Origin of the sequence: Aminobacter sp. BE322 (assembly GCF_050433525.1) — a bacterium.
Taxonomy (GTDB): domain Bacteria; phylum Pseudomonadota; class Alphaproteobacteria; order Rhizobiales; family Rhizobiaceae; genus Aminobacter.
In genome coordinates this window covers 117,623-134,925 of sequence record NZ_JBNPXB010000009.1, presented here as the reverse complement: position 1 = coordinate 134,925, position 17,303 = coordinate 117,623, and the positions used below count along the sequence as shown (strand labels likewise).

Sequence of the window (17,303 nt, the reverse complement as noted above, 5' to 3'; positions counted from 1 at the left end):
CGTGAACGGCGCGACTGTCCTGAAAGAGGGAGGAGTTAGATGGTTTCGGAGGTCTCGCGGCGCGCATTGGCCGCATTTGCCCTTACAGCTGCCGGCCTTGCCGCCGGGGCAGGCACGGCTTCGGCCAAGGAGCTGGTCTTCTGGTCGATGTGGAACGAGCCGGAGCCGCAGGCGGCGGCCCTGCGCAAGATCATGGACAATTATACCAAGGCAAACCCGGACGTGACCTTCAAGGTCGTCTGGAACGGCCGTCAGAACCAGACCAAGCTGCGCGGCGCCCTGCAGGCGGGCACGCAGGTGGACTTCATGGACCAGGACAGCGACCAGCTGGCAGGCGGTCTGCAGAAGGAAGGCCTGGCCTACGATCTTTCGGCCGACCTCGATGTCGATACCAAGGGCGCCTTCCTGCCTGGCGTGCTCGACGTCTATGCCGATGCGGGCAAGTACTACCAGGTGCCGTATGTCTACAATACGGTCAATTTCTGGTACAACAAGGACATGATGAAAGAGGTCGGTGCCTCCGTTCCGCAGACCTTCGACGAACTTCTTGCCTTGTGCGGTACGGTCAAGAATGCGGGCAAGCAGGCGCTGGTCATCGAAGGTAACGTTGCCTTCTACAATATCCTCTATTTCGCCAATCATCTCGAGCGCGCCAAGGGCTCGGGTGCGCTGATCAAGGCCTTCGAGGACAAGTCGGGCGCCGGTTGGTCGGACCCTGCAGTGCTTGAAGCTGCCAAGGCGACCCGGGCACTGTGGGATGCCGGCTGCTTCGCCGACGACGCGCGCGGCTTCCAGTATCCGGCTGGCCAGCAGACGATTGCGCTGGGCGACACCATGGGCGAACTCGTCGGTTCCTGGTTGCCCACCGAACTCGCCGAAAGCGCCGGCAAGGACTTCCCCTGGGGCGCCTTCAATTTCCCGACCGTGAAGGGCGGCGCCGGCAAGGCGACGGATCTGCAGGTTGGTCTGCTGTCCTTCATCGTGCTCAAGAGTTCGCCGAACGCCAAGGAAGCTGCCGGCTTCCTCAAATACGTCATGAGCGAGGAAGCGCAGAAGATCCTGGTTGCGGATGCCGGCGTAGGTGTCACCCGCAAGGGCGTGGAATGGCCTGCCGTGCTGGGCGATGCCTACCAGTCAGCTTCCGCGGCTACCGCGCTTTCGCCCTTCGGTGGCGGCCTGAACGTCGCCTATCCGGACTTCACCTCGCAGGTGCTCAATCCGGAGTTCAACAAGATGTTCCTCGGCGAGACGACGCCGGAGCAGTTCGTCGAAACCCTGGTCGCCAAGACCAAGGAATTCTGGGCCGCCAACAAGTAACCGGACCCAAAGGCATGGGCAGCCTCCTCAACGCCGCCCATGCCGCCCACGGCGGCGAGCACTTCGCCCGCCTGACGATTGTGTCTAGCAACCAGGGAAGGGCGGCGCGATGATGCGGCGACGAATGGTCATAGCGTTCCTGGCGCCCGCCCTGGCGTTGTATCTCGGCTTCCTGGTGCTACCCGCGATCCAGGCGTTCTATCTCAGCTTCTACAAGACGTCCGGCTTCGGCAGCGAGCCGGTCTGGGTCGGTCTGGGCAACTACGCCACGCTGCTTGGCGATCCGATCTTCTGGCGCTCGTTGCGTAACATGGCGCTGATCCTGCTGGTCGGCGGCGCCGCGATATTCGGCCTCGCATTCCTGTTCACCATGCTGCTGAACTCGGGCCTCTGGGGCAAGAAGCTGTTCCGCGCCCTGATCTTCATGCCCAACATCATCGCCGTCGTGGCGATCACGACCTTCTGGTCGTTCGTGTTCATGCCGCGCTACGGCCTGCTCACCAATTTCCTTAAGCAGATCGGGCTGACGAGCCTCGCCGGCGTTGCCTGGACGGCGCCCGAGAACGTGTTCTACGCCATGATGGTCGGCCTGATCTGGATCTCGACCGGCTTCTTCACCATCCTGATCCTCGCCGGCGCCGACAAGGTCCCGGCCGACATGTACGAGGCGGCCCGTCTCGAGGGGGCCAGCACCTTCCAGGTCTTCCGCCACGTGACGCTGCCGATGATCTGGGACGTCGTGCTGATCACGCTCGTGCTGTGGTCGATCCAGGCGATCAAGATCATGGAATTTCCATACGCCTTCGGCGGGCCGAACATCGACCAGAACCTCTACACGCCGTCGATCTACCTCTACATCATGGGCTTCGGGCAGCGCGAGCCGGTCTATGCGCTCGGCTATGCCACCGCCATCGGCGTCGTGCTCTTCGTCCTCACCATCGTGACCATCCTGTTCCTGCGGCTCGTGTTCCGTCGCGAGCGGGTGGAGTTCTGATCATGACCCGATCCCGGTTTCCTGCCCCGCTCAAGCGCGCGATCGCCTATCTGTTTGTCGGCGGCTGGTCGGCCTTCTCGGTGTTCTTCGTCCTGTGGGTGATCCTCGCCTCGCTGAAGAAGAACCGCGACCTGTTCGGTTCGCCCTGGACCTTTCCGGCCGAGCCCGCCTTCGGCAACTATGTGAAGACCTGGGTGGCGAGCCGTTTCGGCGACTATTTCCTCAACAGCCTGCTCGTGGTTTCGGTCTCGGTCGCGGCACTGCTGCTTGTCTCGGTGCCGGCGGCTTATGTCCTGAGCCGCGGTAGGTTCCGCGGCCGCGAGGCGCTGTCGAGCTTCCTCGCCTTCGGCATGGGCGTGCCGATCCCGCTGCTTTTCGTGCCGCTGTTCGTCATCATGGCGACGCTCAGGCTCGCCGATACGTTGACCGGGCTCACCGTCGTCTATGTCGCGCTGTCGATCCCGTTCACGATCTACGTGCTGGAGGGCTTCTTCTCGTCGCTGCCGTCGGAGCTGGAGTCCGCTGCGATCATCGACGGCTGCTCGGACTTCCAGGTGTTCCGGCACGTCATGCTGCCGCTCGCCGTGCCGGGTATCGCAACCGTCGCCATCCTGAACTTCGTCGGCCTGTGGAACGAGTACCAGCTGTCGCTCGTCCTCATCAACAGCCCGGAAAACCGGACGCTGTCGCTTGGCATCTATTCGCTGATCACCTCGATGCAATATTCGGGCGGCGACTGGGCCGGGCTGTTCGCCGGTGTCACCATCGTGATGGTGCCCACCATCGCGCTCTTCGTCATCCTGTCGGAGCGGATGATCAGCGGCATCACCATGGGAGGCGTGAAGTGACCAGCGTGCTCAAGTCAACGCGCGGGGACCACGTGACCCGCATCGAGGAGGCCGCGGTCCGCGTTCCGATGTCGCGCCTTGGCGGGCCGAGCGGCCTGCCGCGCTTCCGCTGGCAGCAGCCGATCCCCAGCAAGGAAACGCCACCCAATGTCGGACTGAATGCCGAGGAGAGTGCCCATCCCTTTGCCTGGGGCGAGGACTCGATTCTGCCCTATCGCGTCTATGACGACTACGATCGCGCGCCCCAGCCAGGCGAAATGCCGCTGGTGACGCTCACCAACGGCCGCCTGCGCGTTTCGGTGGCGCCGCAATATGGCGGCCGGCTGATGGAACTGCACGACCTCGCCCTCGGGCGCGACCTTGTATTCCGCAATCCGGTCTTCCAGCCGGCGAACCTGGCCGCGCTCAACGCCTGGTTCTCGGGCGGCATCGAGTGGAACGGCCTGATCCCGGGCCATACGCCCTTCACCTGCGCGCCGGTCTTCGCCGGCATCACCGAGACCGAGCGCGGACCGGTGCTGAGGCTCTACGAGTTCGACCGCATCGTCGAGGCGACCTGGCAGATCGATCTCTTCCTGCCCGATGACGACGACCGTCTCTTCGTGCATGGCCGCATCGTCAATTCCGGCCCCAAGGCCAAGTTCGCCTACTGGTGGACCAATGTGGCGGTGCCCACGGCGCCCGGCATGCGTGTCCTGAGCCCGGCCGACTACGCCATCGAGCATGTCCTGCCGGGCAACCAACTCGAACGTTTTGCCTTCCCCGATCCGGCGCGCTTCGACGGCTCCTATCCCGGCAACTGGCGCGATGCGACCTCGGTCTTCTTCCGCCAGCCGCAGGCGAAGCGGCTGTTCATCGCCGCGCTCGACCAGCAGGGAACGGGTCTGGCGCAGACGGCGACGGGGGCCATGCGTGGCCGCAAGTTCTTCTATTTCGGCACCGCTGCGGGCGGCCAGCACTGGATGGACTACCTGTCCCTTCCGGGCGAGGGCGACTACATCGAGATCCAGAGCGGCATCGCGCCGACCCAAAACCAGCGCTTCGAGCTGCCGCCGGGCGGCGAGATCCACTGGACCGAGGCCTACGGCGCGCTGTCCGTCGCGCCTGCCGCCGCTCATGACGAGGACTACAAAGCGGCGGTCACCGCAACCGCCAAGGCGGTGGACCTGCGCTTCCCGGAGAGCGAGCTTGAGGACATCGATGCCTTCCTGACCCGCGTGTCGCGCCAGCCGGTGGGCCGTAGGATCGCCGAAGGCGTGGCATGGGGCGGTCGCCACGAGCGCCTGACGGGGCGGGCCCTCGCTGCCGGGCTCGATTTCTCGACTGCAGCGCCGAAGGACTGCTGGGAAGACCTGCTCGACAAGGGCGGGTTCTCGGCGGCGAGCCTGGCCGCGATCTCGGATGACATCGCAGTGTCGGAAAGCTGGGTCGCAGCACTCGAGCAAAGCGGTAGCCAAAGCGGCGAGACCTGGCTCCATGCGCTGCTGCTCGGTATCGCGGCTCTCGATCGCGACGAAACGGCCAAGGCGCGCGACCTGTTCGAGCGGTCGCTGGCACTGAAGCCGACCTGGTTGGGTTTCCGCCAGCGGGCTTTGGTGGCGGCCGACAAGGACGCAGCCGAACAGGCCTATCTCGCAGCCTGGGCGGCCGGTGATGCGCCGGCATCGCTGGCCGTGGAGATCGTCCGCTTCCTGCTGGACGATGGCCGGCTCGAAACGCTCGGCCGGTTTGTCTCCGGCCTGCCCGATCGGGTGCAGGAGCAGGAGCGCATCGTCCTGTCCCGGGCGCTGCTTGCAGCCCGGCGCAACGACCTGGACGAGCTCGAGGCACTGCTGGGTCGGCAGTTCGCGACGATCCGCGAAGGCGAGACCTTGCCCGAGGACCTCTGGATCGCCCTGCAGAGGGGGCGCCTTGAGGCGGCGCTGGGTCGGCCGGCTACCCCGTCCGAGCTGAGCGAGCGGCTCAAGCTTCACCCCTTGCCCGAGCATCTGGACTTCCGCATGCACGTCGCGTCCGAAATCGAGGAGAACTAAATGGCCCGCGTGGAACTGCGCGATATCCGCAAGTCGTTCGGATCGGTCGATGTCATCCGGAGTGCCGATCTCGATATCGAGGAAGGCGAGTTCGTCGTGCTTGTCGGCCCTTCCGGCTGCGGCAAGTCAACGCTGCTGCGCTGCATTGCCGGCCTGGAGCAGATGACCGCCGGGCAGCTGATCATCGACGGCGTCGACATGACCAAGGCCGATCCGGTCGAGCGCGGCATCGCAATGGTGTTCCAGTCCTACGCGCTCTATCCGCACATGACGGTGGCCGAGAACATCGGCTTCGGGCTCAAGATCGCCGGCGCGCCGAAACCCGAGATCGACGCGCGCGTGGTCGAGGTGGCCAGGCTGCTCAAGCTCGACCAGTTGCTCGAGCGTAAGCCCAAGGCCCTGTCGGGCGGCCAGCGCCAGCGTGTCGCGATCGGCCGCGCGCTCGCGCGTAAGCCGCGCATCTTCCTGTTCGACGAGCCGCTTTCCAATCTCGACGCGTCGCTGCGTGCCGAAATGCGTGTCGAACTCGCCAAGCTCCATGCCGGGCTAGGCAACACCATGATCTACGTCACCCACGACCAGGTCGAAGCCATGACGCTGGCCGACCGAATGGTGGTGATGCGCCAGGGTGTCGTCGAGCAGGTCGGTACGCCGCTCGAACTGTTCAACAATCCCGTCAACAAGTTCGTCGCCGGCTTCCTCGGCCAGCCGCCGATGAACTTCGTCAAGGTGTCCGCCACGCGCCCCAAGGTCGGTGCTGTCGAACTCCGTTTGCCGGGCGCGGGGAGCGTCGTGCTCGACCTGCCGGTCGCCAACGACTTCGCCCTCGACGGCGTCGAGCTTGGCGTCAGGCCGGAAGACATGACCATCGACGACAAGGGCGAGATTGCAATCGTCGTCGAGGTCGTCGAGCAGCTCGGCGGCGAGACAATCGTCTACGGACGGCTTGCCGACGGGCAGCCGCTCATCGCCAAGCTGCCGGGACAGGCAGGCGTCGAGGCGGGCGACCGGCTCGCTTTCCGGCTGAACGCCGAGCGGCTTCATGTTTTCGAGGCCAGCGGCCGCAACATCCGCTTCCGGAGCGCTGCGAATGCGGGCTAAGGAGTGGCCGGAAGCGCCTGTCCAGAGGCGTTGGCTCGATGCCGATCAGTCCGGCCGCGGCGGAGGCGACGTGCCTCCGGCGGCTGCTGCGGCACGGCCCGACAAGGAGCCTGCAATGGAAACCCCTCACCAGTCCGGCCAGTCGCTGATCGAGCTCATCTCGAACGACCTGCCCGAACTGAACAAGACCTTCCGGCGCGTCGGACAGTACCTTTTGTCGGCACCGGACGGCTTCATGCACAAGCCGGTGCAGGAGATTGCTCTGGCCGCCGAGGTCAGCGAGCCGAGCGTCGTGCGCTTCTGCCGCCGCTATGGTTTCAAGGGGCTTCCGGATTTCCGCATCGCTCTGGCGATGGCGCTGGCGCGCGGCAGCGAGCGAAGCTCCTATCTCGAGCCCAGGATCTCCGACAAGGCGGTGGTCAACCTCGCCCAGAAGAAGGCGATCGCGCGTTTCGCCCGGAGCCTTGTCGGGACCGATCGCTCGATCATCGTCGATTCCGGCTCGACGGCGCAGCTGTTTGCCGAAAGCCTTCGCGATGCAGCCGGCCTCGTCATCATGACCACCGCCCTCAACATCGTCGACGCCCTGCGCGACGCCAGCCAGCATACGGTCATGCTGCCCGGTGGCACGGTGCGTTTCGAATCGCGGTCGGTGTCGGGCCGCCTGGTGGAGAACACGCTGGCCAGTATGCGCTTCGATACGGTCTATCTGGGCGCGGACGCCATAGATCCGGAGTTCGGCCTCAGCACCTTCAACGAGGACGAGGCGCATCAGAACACGGCGATGATCAATGTCTGCCAGCGCGTCGTGGTGCTGGCCGATTCCACCAAATTCAAGGCGCCGGCGCTGCACCGCTTCTGCGAACTCGATCGCATTCATTCGATCGTGACGGATAACGGCCTGCCCGACGAAGTTACCGAGATGATCGAGGCGCGAGGGGTGACGGTCCATCGCGTCGATCCAAATGACGGGAGTACCCAATGACCGCAGAAGAGGCGGCTAACATTTCGGCCGGCCTGGACCGCTGGGCTACCACGCGCGAGATCGCGCAGCAGCCGTCGGTATGGCGCAGCTGGGGGCCGAGGATCGACGCGATCTCCCGCGACATCCGCCACTGGCTGCACGGGCGCACGCATGACGAGATCTGGTTCTGCGGAGCCGGTACCTCTGCCTTCATCGGCGAGACGCTTGCCGCCCATCTCAACCGGGCCGCGGGACCTGCGCGCTTCCGCGCGGTACCCACGACCGACCTGGTGGCATGCCCGCGCAATTTCATCCGACCGGGGGTGAAACTCCTGGTCGTATCCTTCGGCCGCAGCGGCAACAGTTCGGAAAGCATCGCCACGCTCGATCTGCTTTCGACGCATGCGCCCGAGGCCGACAGGCTGCACATCACCTGTAACGGCGACAGCGCGCTCGCACGCCAAAACCATCCAGGACCGGGCCAACTGCGCACCATCGTGCTGCCGTCCGAGACCGATGATCGCGGCTTCGCCATGACGTCGAGCTACACGACGATGCTGTTGTCGGCGCTCGCTTGCTTCGACCTCGCGCCGCCGCTTCCGGTCACAGCATTGTTTGACGACCTGGCATCCGCGGCCGAGACGGTCATCGCGCGCGGCTTTGAGACGCTCCCGGCGCTGCCCATGCCCGAGCGCGCGGTCTTCCTCGGTTCTGGTCCACTGACCGGCTCGGCACGGGAGTGCGCGCTCAAGGTGCTGGAGCTCGCGGCCGGCAGGATCCCGACGTCATGGGATTCCACCCTCGGCTTCCGCCACGGCCCCAAGGCGGTGGTGAACGATGCAACGTGCGTCTTCGTGCTGCAGTCCGCCGACCCGTTCACGCGTGCCTACGACATGGATCTGGCGGCGGAGGTTGCCGCCCAGTTCGGCGCTGACCGCGTCGCGCGGCTCGGCAGCGTCGCCGGTGGTGCCGACATCGAAATTCCCGTGGTCGGCAACGATGCCTGGAGTTCGCCGCTCTACGTTCTGGTGGCGCAGATGCTGGCGGTGATCTGGTCGGACAGGCTCGGCATCAACGTCGACAACCCGTTCAGCGGCGGCAACCTGACCCGCGTGGTCGCCGGCGTGAAGCTCTACCAGCTGCCGAAGGCCGGACCCCGACTGTTCGGCGCGCTCGACCTCGGCGGCACCAAGATCGAGGCCTGCCTGTTCGACGACAGGCTGGAGCCGATGGCGAGGCGCAGGAGCCCGACGCAAAAGCAAAGCTACGATCAGCTGGTCGAGGCCATTGTTGAAGAGGTGCGCTGGCTCGAACAGGAGGCTGGCTCCGAGCTGCCGATCGGCATCGGCATTCCCGGCCTGATCGATCCGGTCACGGGCCGTTCGACGACCGCCAACCTGCCTGCGACCGGCCATACGCTGAGCGCCGATCTCGGCGCGCGGCTCGGCCGCGCGACGCCGGTGGAAAACGACTGCAAATGCTTCGCCCTGTCGGAGGCCAATGGCGGGGCGGGTGCCGGCCATCGCACCGTCTTCGGGCTCATCCTCGGAACCGGGGTCGGCGGCGGCGTCTGCGTCGCCGGCCGGCTGGTGACTGGGCTCAACGGACTGCCCGGCGAGGTCGGTCATTTCGGTCTGCCGGCGGCCACCGTCGACCGGCGCATGCTGCCGCTCGTCGCTTGCGGCTGCGGCCGCGTCGGCTGCTACGAGACGCTGGTTTCCGGACCGGGCATGAGCCGGCTCTGCGAACACATGACGGGTCGGGCAGCGAAGCCGGAAGCGATCGCCGCGCAGGCGGCCGCTGGCGATGTTGCGATGGGCGAAGTGTACGACGCATGGCTCGATCTGCTGGCAGAGCTCATCCACACGATCCAGCTCACGGTGGATGCGGACTGCGTGGTGCTTGGCGGCGGCCTGTCCCGCATCGAAGGCCTCGCCGGCAAGCTCGCCGGCGTATTTGCCGGTCACAAGATGCCGGGCGTGCGCAGCCCTGTTTTCGAGATCGCCAGGTTCGGCGACGCGAGCGGCGTGCGCGGTGCGGCGATGCTGGCGCGCGCCACGGTGGAAGGAAGCTCCCTGCGATGAGAGAACTGAGGGATTTGATCGCCCGCAACCGCGCGGGTTCGGGTGAAGCCATGCCGTCGGTCTGCTCGGCGCATCCCGACGTCGTGGCTGCCTCGGTGCTGCTTGCCGAGGAAGCGGACGTGCCGCTCCTGATCGAGGCGACCAGCAACCAGGTCAACCAGTTCGGCGGCTATACGGGGATGAAGCCCGTCGACTTCGTCGGCTTCGTGCGGCGCATCTGCAACGACAACCGCGCTTCGCCCGAACGCATTCTGTTCGGTGGTGACCATCTCGGCCCGCAGGCATGGCGCGACCGGCCGGCCGAGGTGGCGATGGGGTTCGCCCGCGACCTCGTGGCGGCGTACGTGCAGGCCGGCTTCACCAAGATCCATCTCGACTGCTCGGAGGGCTGTGCCGGAGAGCCGCCGCAGGTCGGCGACCAGGTCAGCGCCGAGCGCGCCGCCGAGCTCGCCGCCGTCTGCGAGACTGCGGCGGCCGAGCCCGAGGCGCTGAGCTACATGTACGGCACCGAGGTGCCGCCGCCGGGCGGTGCTCGCGTCGAGGACGGTTCGCACGGCATCGTGCCCACGGCGCCAGAAAGCGCCCTTGCGACGATCGAAGCGCATCGCCAGGCATTTGCCGCACGCGGCCTCGAACAGACCGCCTGGGCACGCGCGGTCGGCCTCGTGGTACAGCCGGGACTGGAGTTCGCGCCGGATCATGTCCATCGCTTCGACACGGCTGCCCCGGATAGGCTTACGCCGGTGCTCGCCGACCGACCTTGCCTGTCCTTCGAGGCGCATTCGACCGACTACCAGGCGGCGGACGTGTTCCCCGAACTGGCGCGGCGCCATTTTGCCGTGCTCAAAGTCGGCCCGGCACTGACATATGCCTACCGCCAGGCGACCTATGCGCTCGACGCGGCAGCGGGCTGGGTCGCGCCGAGCGCAGATCGTGTGCCGGTCGCGTCGGTCATGGAACGCCTGATGCTGGAAAAGCCCGGCAACTGGGCCAAGCACTATGCGGGCGACGAAGCCGAGCAGCACCTGCTGCGCCACTTCAGCTATGCCGATCGCATCCGCTACTATTGGGCACAGCCCGACGCGGCTGCGGCCGTGACGCGGCTGCGGGCTGATCTCGGGTCGCGTCGTCCGCCGCGGACCGTCCTGGAGCAATTTTTTGCGCCTGCCGTGATCGATCGTGCCGAGGGGCTGGAACGGAGTGTGAGCAACTGGTCGAGGGCGCTCATCTACGCCCAGATCCAGGAGGCGCTGGCGCCTTACTTCGCCTGCTATGGAGCAAGGCGGTGACGCTGCTGTCGTCGACGGATCGGCCTCCTTTCGACTTGGACGCGGCGGATGCCTGGTGGCTGTCGCCCGAGCGGCTTTTTGACGGCGACACGGTGCGCAACGGAATTGCGCTGCGCATCGAGGCTGGACGGATCGCCGCCGTCCGCCCAGGGAGCGAAGCGGGAGTTGACGGTGCACCCGTATGGCGCACGAACTGTCTCGCAGTGCCCGGTTTCTTCGACGTCCAGATCAATGGCGGCGGCGGGGTGCTGTTCAACACCACGCCGACCGTCGAGGGCCTGGAGAGGATAGGTGCGGCCCACCGTGCAAGCGGCACCACTGCGTTCCTGCCGACGCTGATAACCGACGCGGAGGAGGTGATGGATCGGGCCGCGGATGCGGCCATCGCCGCCTTCGGCAGGTTCGGCGTCGCCGGCATCCATCTCGAGGGGCCGCATATCAGCGTCGAGCGCAAGGGCGCCCACAATCCGGCATTCATCCGGCCCATCGACGAGCGGACTTTTTCCGTGGTCGAAAGGCTGCGGCGCGCAGGGCTGCCGGTACTGCTTACGCTGGCGCCGGAGTGCGTTGCGCAAGGTGCGATCGTGCGGCTCTGCGCCATGGGCGCGGTCGTCTCGCTGGGACACACCGCGGCCGACGTGGCGACGGTGAGGTCGGCCATCGCCGAAGGGGCCTCGGCCGTCACGCACCTGTTCAACGGCATGACGCCGATGACTTCGCGCGCGCCCGGCGTGGTGGGGGCGGCGCTCGACAGCGATGTCTATTGCGGCTTCATAGCCGACGGCCACCACATCGACGACACGGTACTTCGCCTCGCCATCCGCTCGCGCCTGCACCGCGACCGCATGGTGCTGGTCTCGGATGCGATGCCCACTTGGAACGGGCCGGATCATTTCGAACTCTACGGCGAAACGATCCGGGTGGTCGGCGGCAAGCTGGTCAATCGCCTGGGTTCGCTTGCCGGCGTCCACATCGACATGGCCTCGTCCGTCAGGCGCCTGGTCGAGCACGTCTGGCTGCCGCTCGAGCAGGCGCTTGCCTCGGCCACGGCAGTGCCTGCGGCCTTGATGGGACTGTCGCAAGAGATCGGCCGGCTGGGCGAGGGCGCCCGTGCCGACATCGTGCTGCTTGACAGCAACCTCGCGCCACGTGCGGTGCTCGCCGGCACTGCGTCGCACCTTTAGCTGGCGCGACGGTCGGCTGGATTGGTGGGCATCATCCGGCCAGCCGCAACTCGCTGTCATCGAGCATCGCCTTGATCTCCGAGCGGCAGGAGCCACAATTGGTGCCGGCCTTGGTCGTATTGCCGATGTCCGTAAGCGAAGCGCAGCCGCCGGCTATGGCGCCGGCTAGCTGGTTGGCGCCGACATTGAAGCAGGAGCAGACGATGCGGCCGACCGACGGAACCGGCACCGGCGCGCGGCCCGACAGCAGTGCGCTCCGGTCGAGTGGCGTCAGCGGTTCGCTCGAGGCGAGCACCGACAGCAACCAGTCGCGTTCGGGCAGCATGCCGCGCGGGGCAACGAGCAGCGCCTCGGCAAGTCGTCCTTGCGGATCGGTGGCGGCGGCCCGGAAGGTCGAGCTTCGCCGGTCGGTATATTCGAGCAACTGGTCCGCCGGCACGACCTCGATCAGCCTGCGGGCGAGCAGGATGCCCTGTTCGGGCGGCTCCGTTCCGGCAAGCTCGTAGACCCATCCGCCGTCGACGGCGGCGCGGCTCCAGTGGACAAAACCTGTCGGCCTCAGGTCGCGGCGCGTCATCAGTACGCCGACCCATTCGACCGGCTCACGAGAAATCCGCACCGGCACGTGCTTGAGTTCCGGCTGGCCGGAGAAGAGATCGGTGACCGGCGTCGACAGCGTCCCCGTTGCCGCGTTGGCGGCATAGTGCCCGCTCCAGTGCATGGGCAAAAAGGCCTCGCCCCGGTGCTGCCCATCGCTCACGCGCACCCTGGCGCGTGCATTGCCGTAGCGGCTGTCGATACGCGCGAGGTCGCCGTCGGCGATGCTCAGCGCGGCAGCATCGGCAGCATTCAACTCGATCGCCGGTTCCGGCGCATTGGCCATCAGCCGCGGCACCCGGCCGGTGCGGGTCATTGTGTGCCACTGGTCGCGCAGGCGGCCGCTGTTGAGCGCAATCGGATAGGCGGCGTCGACCGGCAGCGCCGCGCCCTCCTGGCGAACGGCAACGAAGCGGGCGCGGCCGTCGGCGGTGGGGAAGCGCCCGTCGCTCAGCAGTCGCGCATTGGTGGGCGCTCCTCGCCGCTGCGGCCAATGGGCGGGCGAGAGCGCCTCGTACTCCTCGTCCGAAATATCGGCGAGCCCACCGATGTTGAACAGCCTTGCGCCGTCGTTCTCGAAGGCGGAAAGCGCTGCGTGCTCGCGAAAGATCGCAGCCGGTCCCGCGTAGTCGAAGGCCGCTGCAAAACCCAGGCGCCGGGCAACTTCGGTGACGATCCACCAGTCCGGCCGCGCCTCGCCGGGCAGGGACATGAATGGCCGCTGCCGCGAGATGCGGCGTTCGGAATTGGTCACCGTGCCGTCCTTCTCGCCCCAGGCAGCGGCGGGCAGAAGCACGTCGGCGAAGCGGGTCGTGTCGGTGTGGGTCACGTCCGAAACCACGACGAAATCGCAACCCTTGAGTGCCGCGCGCACCTTGTTGGCATCCGGCATGCTTACGGCGGGATTGGTGCCGATCACCCACAACGCCTTGATGCGCCCGTCGGCCACAGCCTCGAACATGTCGACCGCCTTGAGACCGGCCCGGCGGGCAATTTGCGGTGCCCCCCAGAAACGGCCGACGCGGTCGGGCGCGGACGGATCCTCGAAGCCCATATGCGCGGCAAGCTGGTTGGCGAGCCCTCCGACCTCGCGTCCACCCATGGCGTTAGGCTGGCCGGTGACCGAAAACGGTCCCATGCCCGGCCGGCCGATGCGGCCGGTGGCGAGGTGACAATTGAGGATGGCGTTGACCTTGTCGGTACCGTGGGCCGACTGGTTGACGCCCTGGCTGTAGACGGTGACCGTGCGCTCCGTCGCGGTGAACCAGTCGTAGAAGGCGACGATATCGGCAGCATCGATTTCGCAGGTTTCGGCGACCCGCTTGATGGAAGGCGCGTCGGCTGCCGCCAGGCTGAGTGCCGCGTCGAAGCCTGTCGTATGCGCTGCCACGTAAGCCTGGTCGACGGCACCGCTGCGCGCGAGATGGGCGAGCAGGCCGTTGAACAGGAGCACGTCCGTGCCCGGCTTGAGCTGCAGGTGCAGGTCGCATTCCGCCGCGGTCGCGGTACGGCGCGGATCGACGACCACGATCCTGGTTCCGCGCGCGGCCCGTGCCGCGAGCAGCCGCTGGTAGAGGATCGGATGGCACCAGGCCGTGTTGGAGCCGACCAGCACGACGAGGTCCGCCTGTTCGAAGTCCTCGTAGGTGCCAGGCACGATGTCCTCGCCGAAGGCGCGCTTGTGGCCGGCGACCGACGAGGCCATGCAGAGCCGTGAGTTGGTATCGATATTGGCCGAGCCGACAAAACCCTTCATCAGCTTGTTGGCGACGTAATAATCCTCGGTGAGCAGTTGCCCCGAGACGTAGAAGGCGACCGAATCCGGCCCGTGGTGCGCAATGGTTTGGGAGAACTGTCTTGCCACCAGATCGAGCGCATCGTCCCAGCCGGCACGGCGGCCGCCGATCTCTGGATGGAGCAGCCGGCCGTCGAGGCCGAGCGTTTCGCCGAGCGCCGATCCCTTGGAGCAAAGCCTGCCGAAATTGGCCGGATGTGCGGGGTCGCCGCGCACGGACGCCTCACCGTCCGCGGCGACCCGCGCCTGCACGCCGCATCCCACCCCGCAATAGGGGCAGGCGGTCCTCACCTCGCGTGCCTCCGTCATGATCAGGCTGCCTTCGAAGCCAGGACGTCGAGGGCGATGAACAGCCGCCCGTCCTCGACCTTGAGCGGGATGGTCCTGACCGAACCTTCGTCGGCGCCCAGCGCCTCACCGGTCTCGAGCGAGAACACCCAGTTGTGCAGGGGGCAGGTCACCGACGCGCCGTGGATGATGCCCTGGCTCAGTGGCCCGCCCTTGTGCGGGCAGTGGTCCTCGATGGCGAACACCCGGTCGTCGGCGGTGCGGAACACGCCGATCTTGCCCTGAGGCGTGTTTACGCAGCGCGCGCCGCGCAAGGGGATTTCGGCGATGGCACCGATCGCGATCCAGTTGAGCGTGTTCATTCCGCTGCCTCCGCGAAGCCGACCGAGGCCATCGGCCGGAACTCGTGCTTGTCCTTGCCGGAGACACGCTCCGACCACGGGTCGACCTGGGCGAATTTCTGGCTGAAGACGAAGCGGTCGTAGTAGGCCTTCCGCTTCTCGGCATCGTCGAGGATCTGGCGCTTGATCTCGGCCACGCCGACGCGCTTGGCCCATTTGTAGATGCGCTCGAGATAGCGGGCTTGCTCACGATACATCTGCGTGAGCGCTACGATCGCTTCCAGCGCCTCGTCCTCGCTCTTCACCAGGCCGAGCACCTCGGTGCCCTTGATGTCGAGCCCGGCTGCACCGGCGAAATGGATCTCGTAGCCGGAATCGATGCAGATCACGCCAACGTCCTTGCAGGTCGCCTCGGCGCAGTTGCGCGGGCAGCCCGACACCGCCATCTTGACCTTGGCCGGGGTCCACGAACCCCACATGAACTTCTCGATGCGGATGCCGAGACCGGTCGAATCCTGGGTGCCGAAGCGGCACCAGTCGGAGCCGACGCAGGTCTTCACCGTGCGCAGGCCCTTGGCATAGGCGTGACCCGAGACGAAGCCGGCCTTGCCAAGGTCGGCCCACACTGCAGGAAGGTCCTCCTTGCGGATACCGAGCATGTCGATGCGCTGGCCGCCGGTGACCTTGACCAGCGGGATTTCGAACTTGTCGACGACATCGGCGATGGCGCGGAGTTCGCTCGAATTCGTCACCCCGCCCCACATGCGCGGCACCACCGAATAGGTGCCGTCCTTCTGGATGTTGGCGTGGACGCGCTCATTGATGAAGCGCGACTGGTAGTCGTCGGCATATTCGTCCGGCCAGTCGCAGACGAGGTAGTAGTTGAGCGCCGGCCGGCACTTGGCGCAGCCGCAGGAGGTCTTCCATTGAAGTTCCTGCATCACTGCAGGAATCGTCTTCAACCCCTTGGCTTTGATCAGCCGGCGGACATCGTCATGGCCGAAATCGGTGCAGCCGCACATGGGCTGGACGGCGGTCGGGTTGTAGGCGTCGCCCAGCGTCAGCGACATCAGCTGCTCGACCAGCCCGGTGCAGGAGCCGCAGGAGGCGGACGCCTTGGTGTGGGCACGCACGTCGTCGAGCGAGGTCAGGCCCTTGGCGGTGATGGTGCCGGTGATCTTGCCCTTGCAGACGCCGTTGCAGCCGCAGATTTCCGCGTCATCCGGCAGTGCTGCAACGGCCGCCATAGGGTCCAGCGGCGATCCTCCCTGATAGGCCTGGCCGAAGATCAGCGTGTCGCGCATCTCCGAGATGTCGGTCTGCTTCTTCTTGAGGTCGTTGAACCAGGCACCGTCGCCGGTCTCGCCATAGAGCACGGTGCCGATGATGCGGTTGTCCTTGAGCACCAGCCGCTTGTAGACGCCGGCCGCCGCATCGCGCAGTACGATCTCCTCGCGGTCATCGCCGTCGGCGAAGTCACCGAGCGAATAGAGGTCGATGCCGGTGACCTTGAGCTTGGTCGGCGTGTCGGAATGGACGAAGGCCGCCGTGTCGTTGCCCGCCAGACGGGCGGCTGCGACGCGCGCCATCTCGTAGAGCGGCGCGACCAGGCCGTAGACCTGGCCGCCGACCTCGGCGCATTCGCCGAGCGCAAGGATGTCCGGATCGGAGGTGCGCATGCCGTGGTCGACGACGATGCCGCGGTTGATCTCGATGCCGGCTTCCTTCGCCAGCCCCGCATTTGGGCGGATGCCGACCGCCATGACGACGAGGTCGGCAGGGACCATCGTTCCGTCCGCCAGTTCGATACCTTCGACCTTGCCGTTGCCGACGATGGCCTTGGTGTTGGCCTTGGTCATGACCTTGATGCCGCGCGCCTCCACGGCGCGCTGCAGCAGGTAGCCGGCGGCCGGATCGAGCTGGCGCTCCATCAGCGTCGGCATGACATGCAGCACGGTGACGTCCATGCCGCGCAGGCTGAGGCCTGCTGCCGCTTCCAGCCCGAGCAGGCCGCCGCCGATGACCACCGCCTTGGCGCGCGACTGGGCGGCAAGCAGCATCGCGTTGACGTCGTCGAGGTCGCGGTAGGTGAGCACGCCGGCCATGTCGCTGCCGGGCACCGGGATGATGAACGGCACCGAACCGGTGGCTATGACCAGCTTGTCATAGGGCTCGGTCACGCCGTGGTCGGAGGTGACGGTCTTGGCCTGCCGGTCGATGGCGACGATCTTGTGGCCCTTGTAGAGCGTGATGTCGTGTTTGATGTACCAGCCGTCGCCGTGGATGATGATCTCTTCGTAGTCCTTTTCGCCCGACAGAACCGGCGACAGCATGATGCGGTCGTAGTTCACGCGCGGCTCGGCGTTGAAGATGGTGACCTGGTAACGGTCCGGCGCCGCTTCCAGCAGGTGCTCCAGCATGCGCCCGGGGGCCATGCCGTTGCCGATGATGATGAGCCTCTCGGTCAT

At 66.4% G+C, this 17,303-nt stretch carries 12 protein-coding genes; 9 read left to right on the top strand and 3 right to left on the bottom strand.

Features of this window, described 5'->3' with window-relative positions:
- Positions 1 to 39: 39 nt before the first annotated feature.
- The 9 genes from J2X50_RS14805 to nagA all read left to right on the top strand — a co-directional run bounded on the left by J2X50_RS14805 (position 40) and on the right by nagA (position 11,814).
- On the top strand, positions 40 to 1,317 hold the full coding sequence (locus J2X50_RS14805; protein ID WP_429096103.1) for an ABC transporter substrate-binding protein: 1,278 nt from the start codon (positions 40 to 42) through the stop codon (positions 1,315 to 1,317).
- A gap of 124 nt (positions 1,318 to 1,441) precedes the next feature.
- Entirely contained in the window at positions 1,442 to 2,311 is an 870-nt protein-coding gene (locus J2X50_RS14800) for a carbohydrate ABC transporter permease (RefSeq protein WP_429096101.1), read from the top strand.
- A 2-nt stretch (positions 2,312 to 2,313) separates the two neighbouring features.
- Positions 2,314 to 3,159, top strand: a complete 846-nt coding sequence (locus J2X50_RS14795; protein WP_429096100.1) for a carbohydrate ABC transporter permease — start codon at positions 2,314 to 2,316, stop codon at positions 3,157 to 3,159.
- Positions 3,156 to 5,192, top strand: a complete 2,037-nt coding sequence (locus J2X50_RS14790; protein WP_429096098.1) for a DUF5107 domain-containing protein — start codon at positions 3,156 to 3,158, stop codon at positions 5,190 to 5,192. The genes J2X50_RS14795 and J2X50_RS14790 overlap by 4 nt, the downstream gene beginning before the upstream one ends.
- Entirely contained in the window at positions 5,193 to 6,293 is a 1,101-nt protein-coding gene (locus J2X50_RS14785) for an ABC transporter ATP-binding protein (RefSeq protein WP_429096097.1), read from the top strand.
- 115 nt (positions 6,294 to 6,408) lie between these two features.
- Positions 6,409 to 7,278, top strand: a complete 870-nt coding sequence (locus J2X50_RS14780) for a transcriptional regulator (RefSeq protein ID WP_429096096.1) — start codon at positions 6,409 to 6,411, stop codon at positions 7,276 to 7,278.
- On the top strand, positions 7,275 to 9,341 hold the full coding sequence (locus J2X50_RS14775; protein WP_429096094.1) for an ROK family protein: 2,067 nt from the start codon (positions 7,275 to 7,277) through the stop codon (positions 9,339 to 9,341). The genes J2X50_RS14780 and J2X50_RS14775 overlap by 4 nt, the downstream gene beginning before the upstream one ends.
- On the top strand, positions 9,338 to 10,630 hold the full coding sequence (locus J2X50_RS14770; protein ID WP_429096093.1) for a class II D-tagatose-bisphosphate aldolase non-catalytic subunit: 1,293 nt from the start codon (positions 9,338 to 9,340) through the stop codon (positions 10,628 to 10,630). The genes J2X50_RS14775 and J2X50_RS14770 overlap by 4 nt, the downstream gene beginning before the upstream one ends.
- On the top strand, positions 10,627 to 11,814 hold the full coding sequence (gene nagA, locus J2X50_RS14765) for an N-acetylglucosamine-6-phosphate deacetylase (protein ID WP_429096092.1): 1,188 nt from the start codon (positions 10,627 to 10,629) through the stop codon (positions 11,812 to 11,814). The genes J2X50_RS14770 and nagA overlap by 4 nt, the downstream gene beginning before the upstream one ends.
- Before the next feature lie 31 nt (positions 11,815 to 11,845).
- Here the strand turns inward: nagA and J2X50_RS14760 are convergent, their stop codons facing one another.
- The 3 genes from J2X50_RS14760 to nirB are packed head-to-tail and all read right to left on the bottom strand — an operon-like array spanning position 11,846 to position 17,303.
- A complete protein-coding gene (locus tag J2X50_RS14760) occupies positions 11,846 to 14,515 on the bottom strand; it encodes a molybdopterin-dependent oxidoreductase (protein WP_429096090.1) in 2,670 nt (889 codons plus the stop codon).
- A gap of 2 nt (positions 14,516 to 14,517) precedes the next feature.
- On the bottom strand, positions 14,518 to 14,856 hold the full coding sequence (gene nirD / locus J2X50_RS14755; protein WP_429096088.1) for a nitrite reductase small subunit NirD: 339 nt from the start codon (positions 14,854 to 14,856) through the stop codon (positions 14,518 to 14,520).
- Positions 14,853 to 17,303 carry a nitrite reductase large subunit NirB gene (gene nirB, locus J2X50_RS14750; protein WP_429096087.1) on the bottom strand — a complete coding sequence of 817 codons (2,451 nt, stop codon included), beginning with the start codon at positions 17,301 to 17,303 and terminating at the stop codon, positions 14,853 to 14,855. Before nirB ends, nirD begins: the two co-directional genes overlap by 4 nt.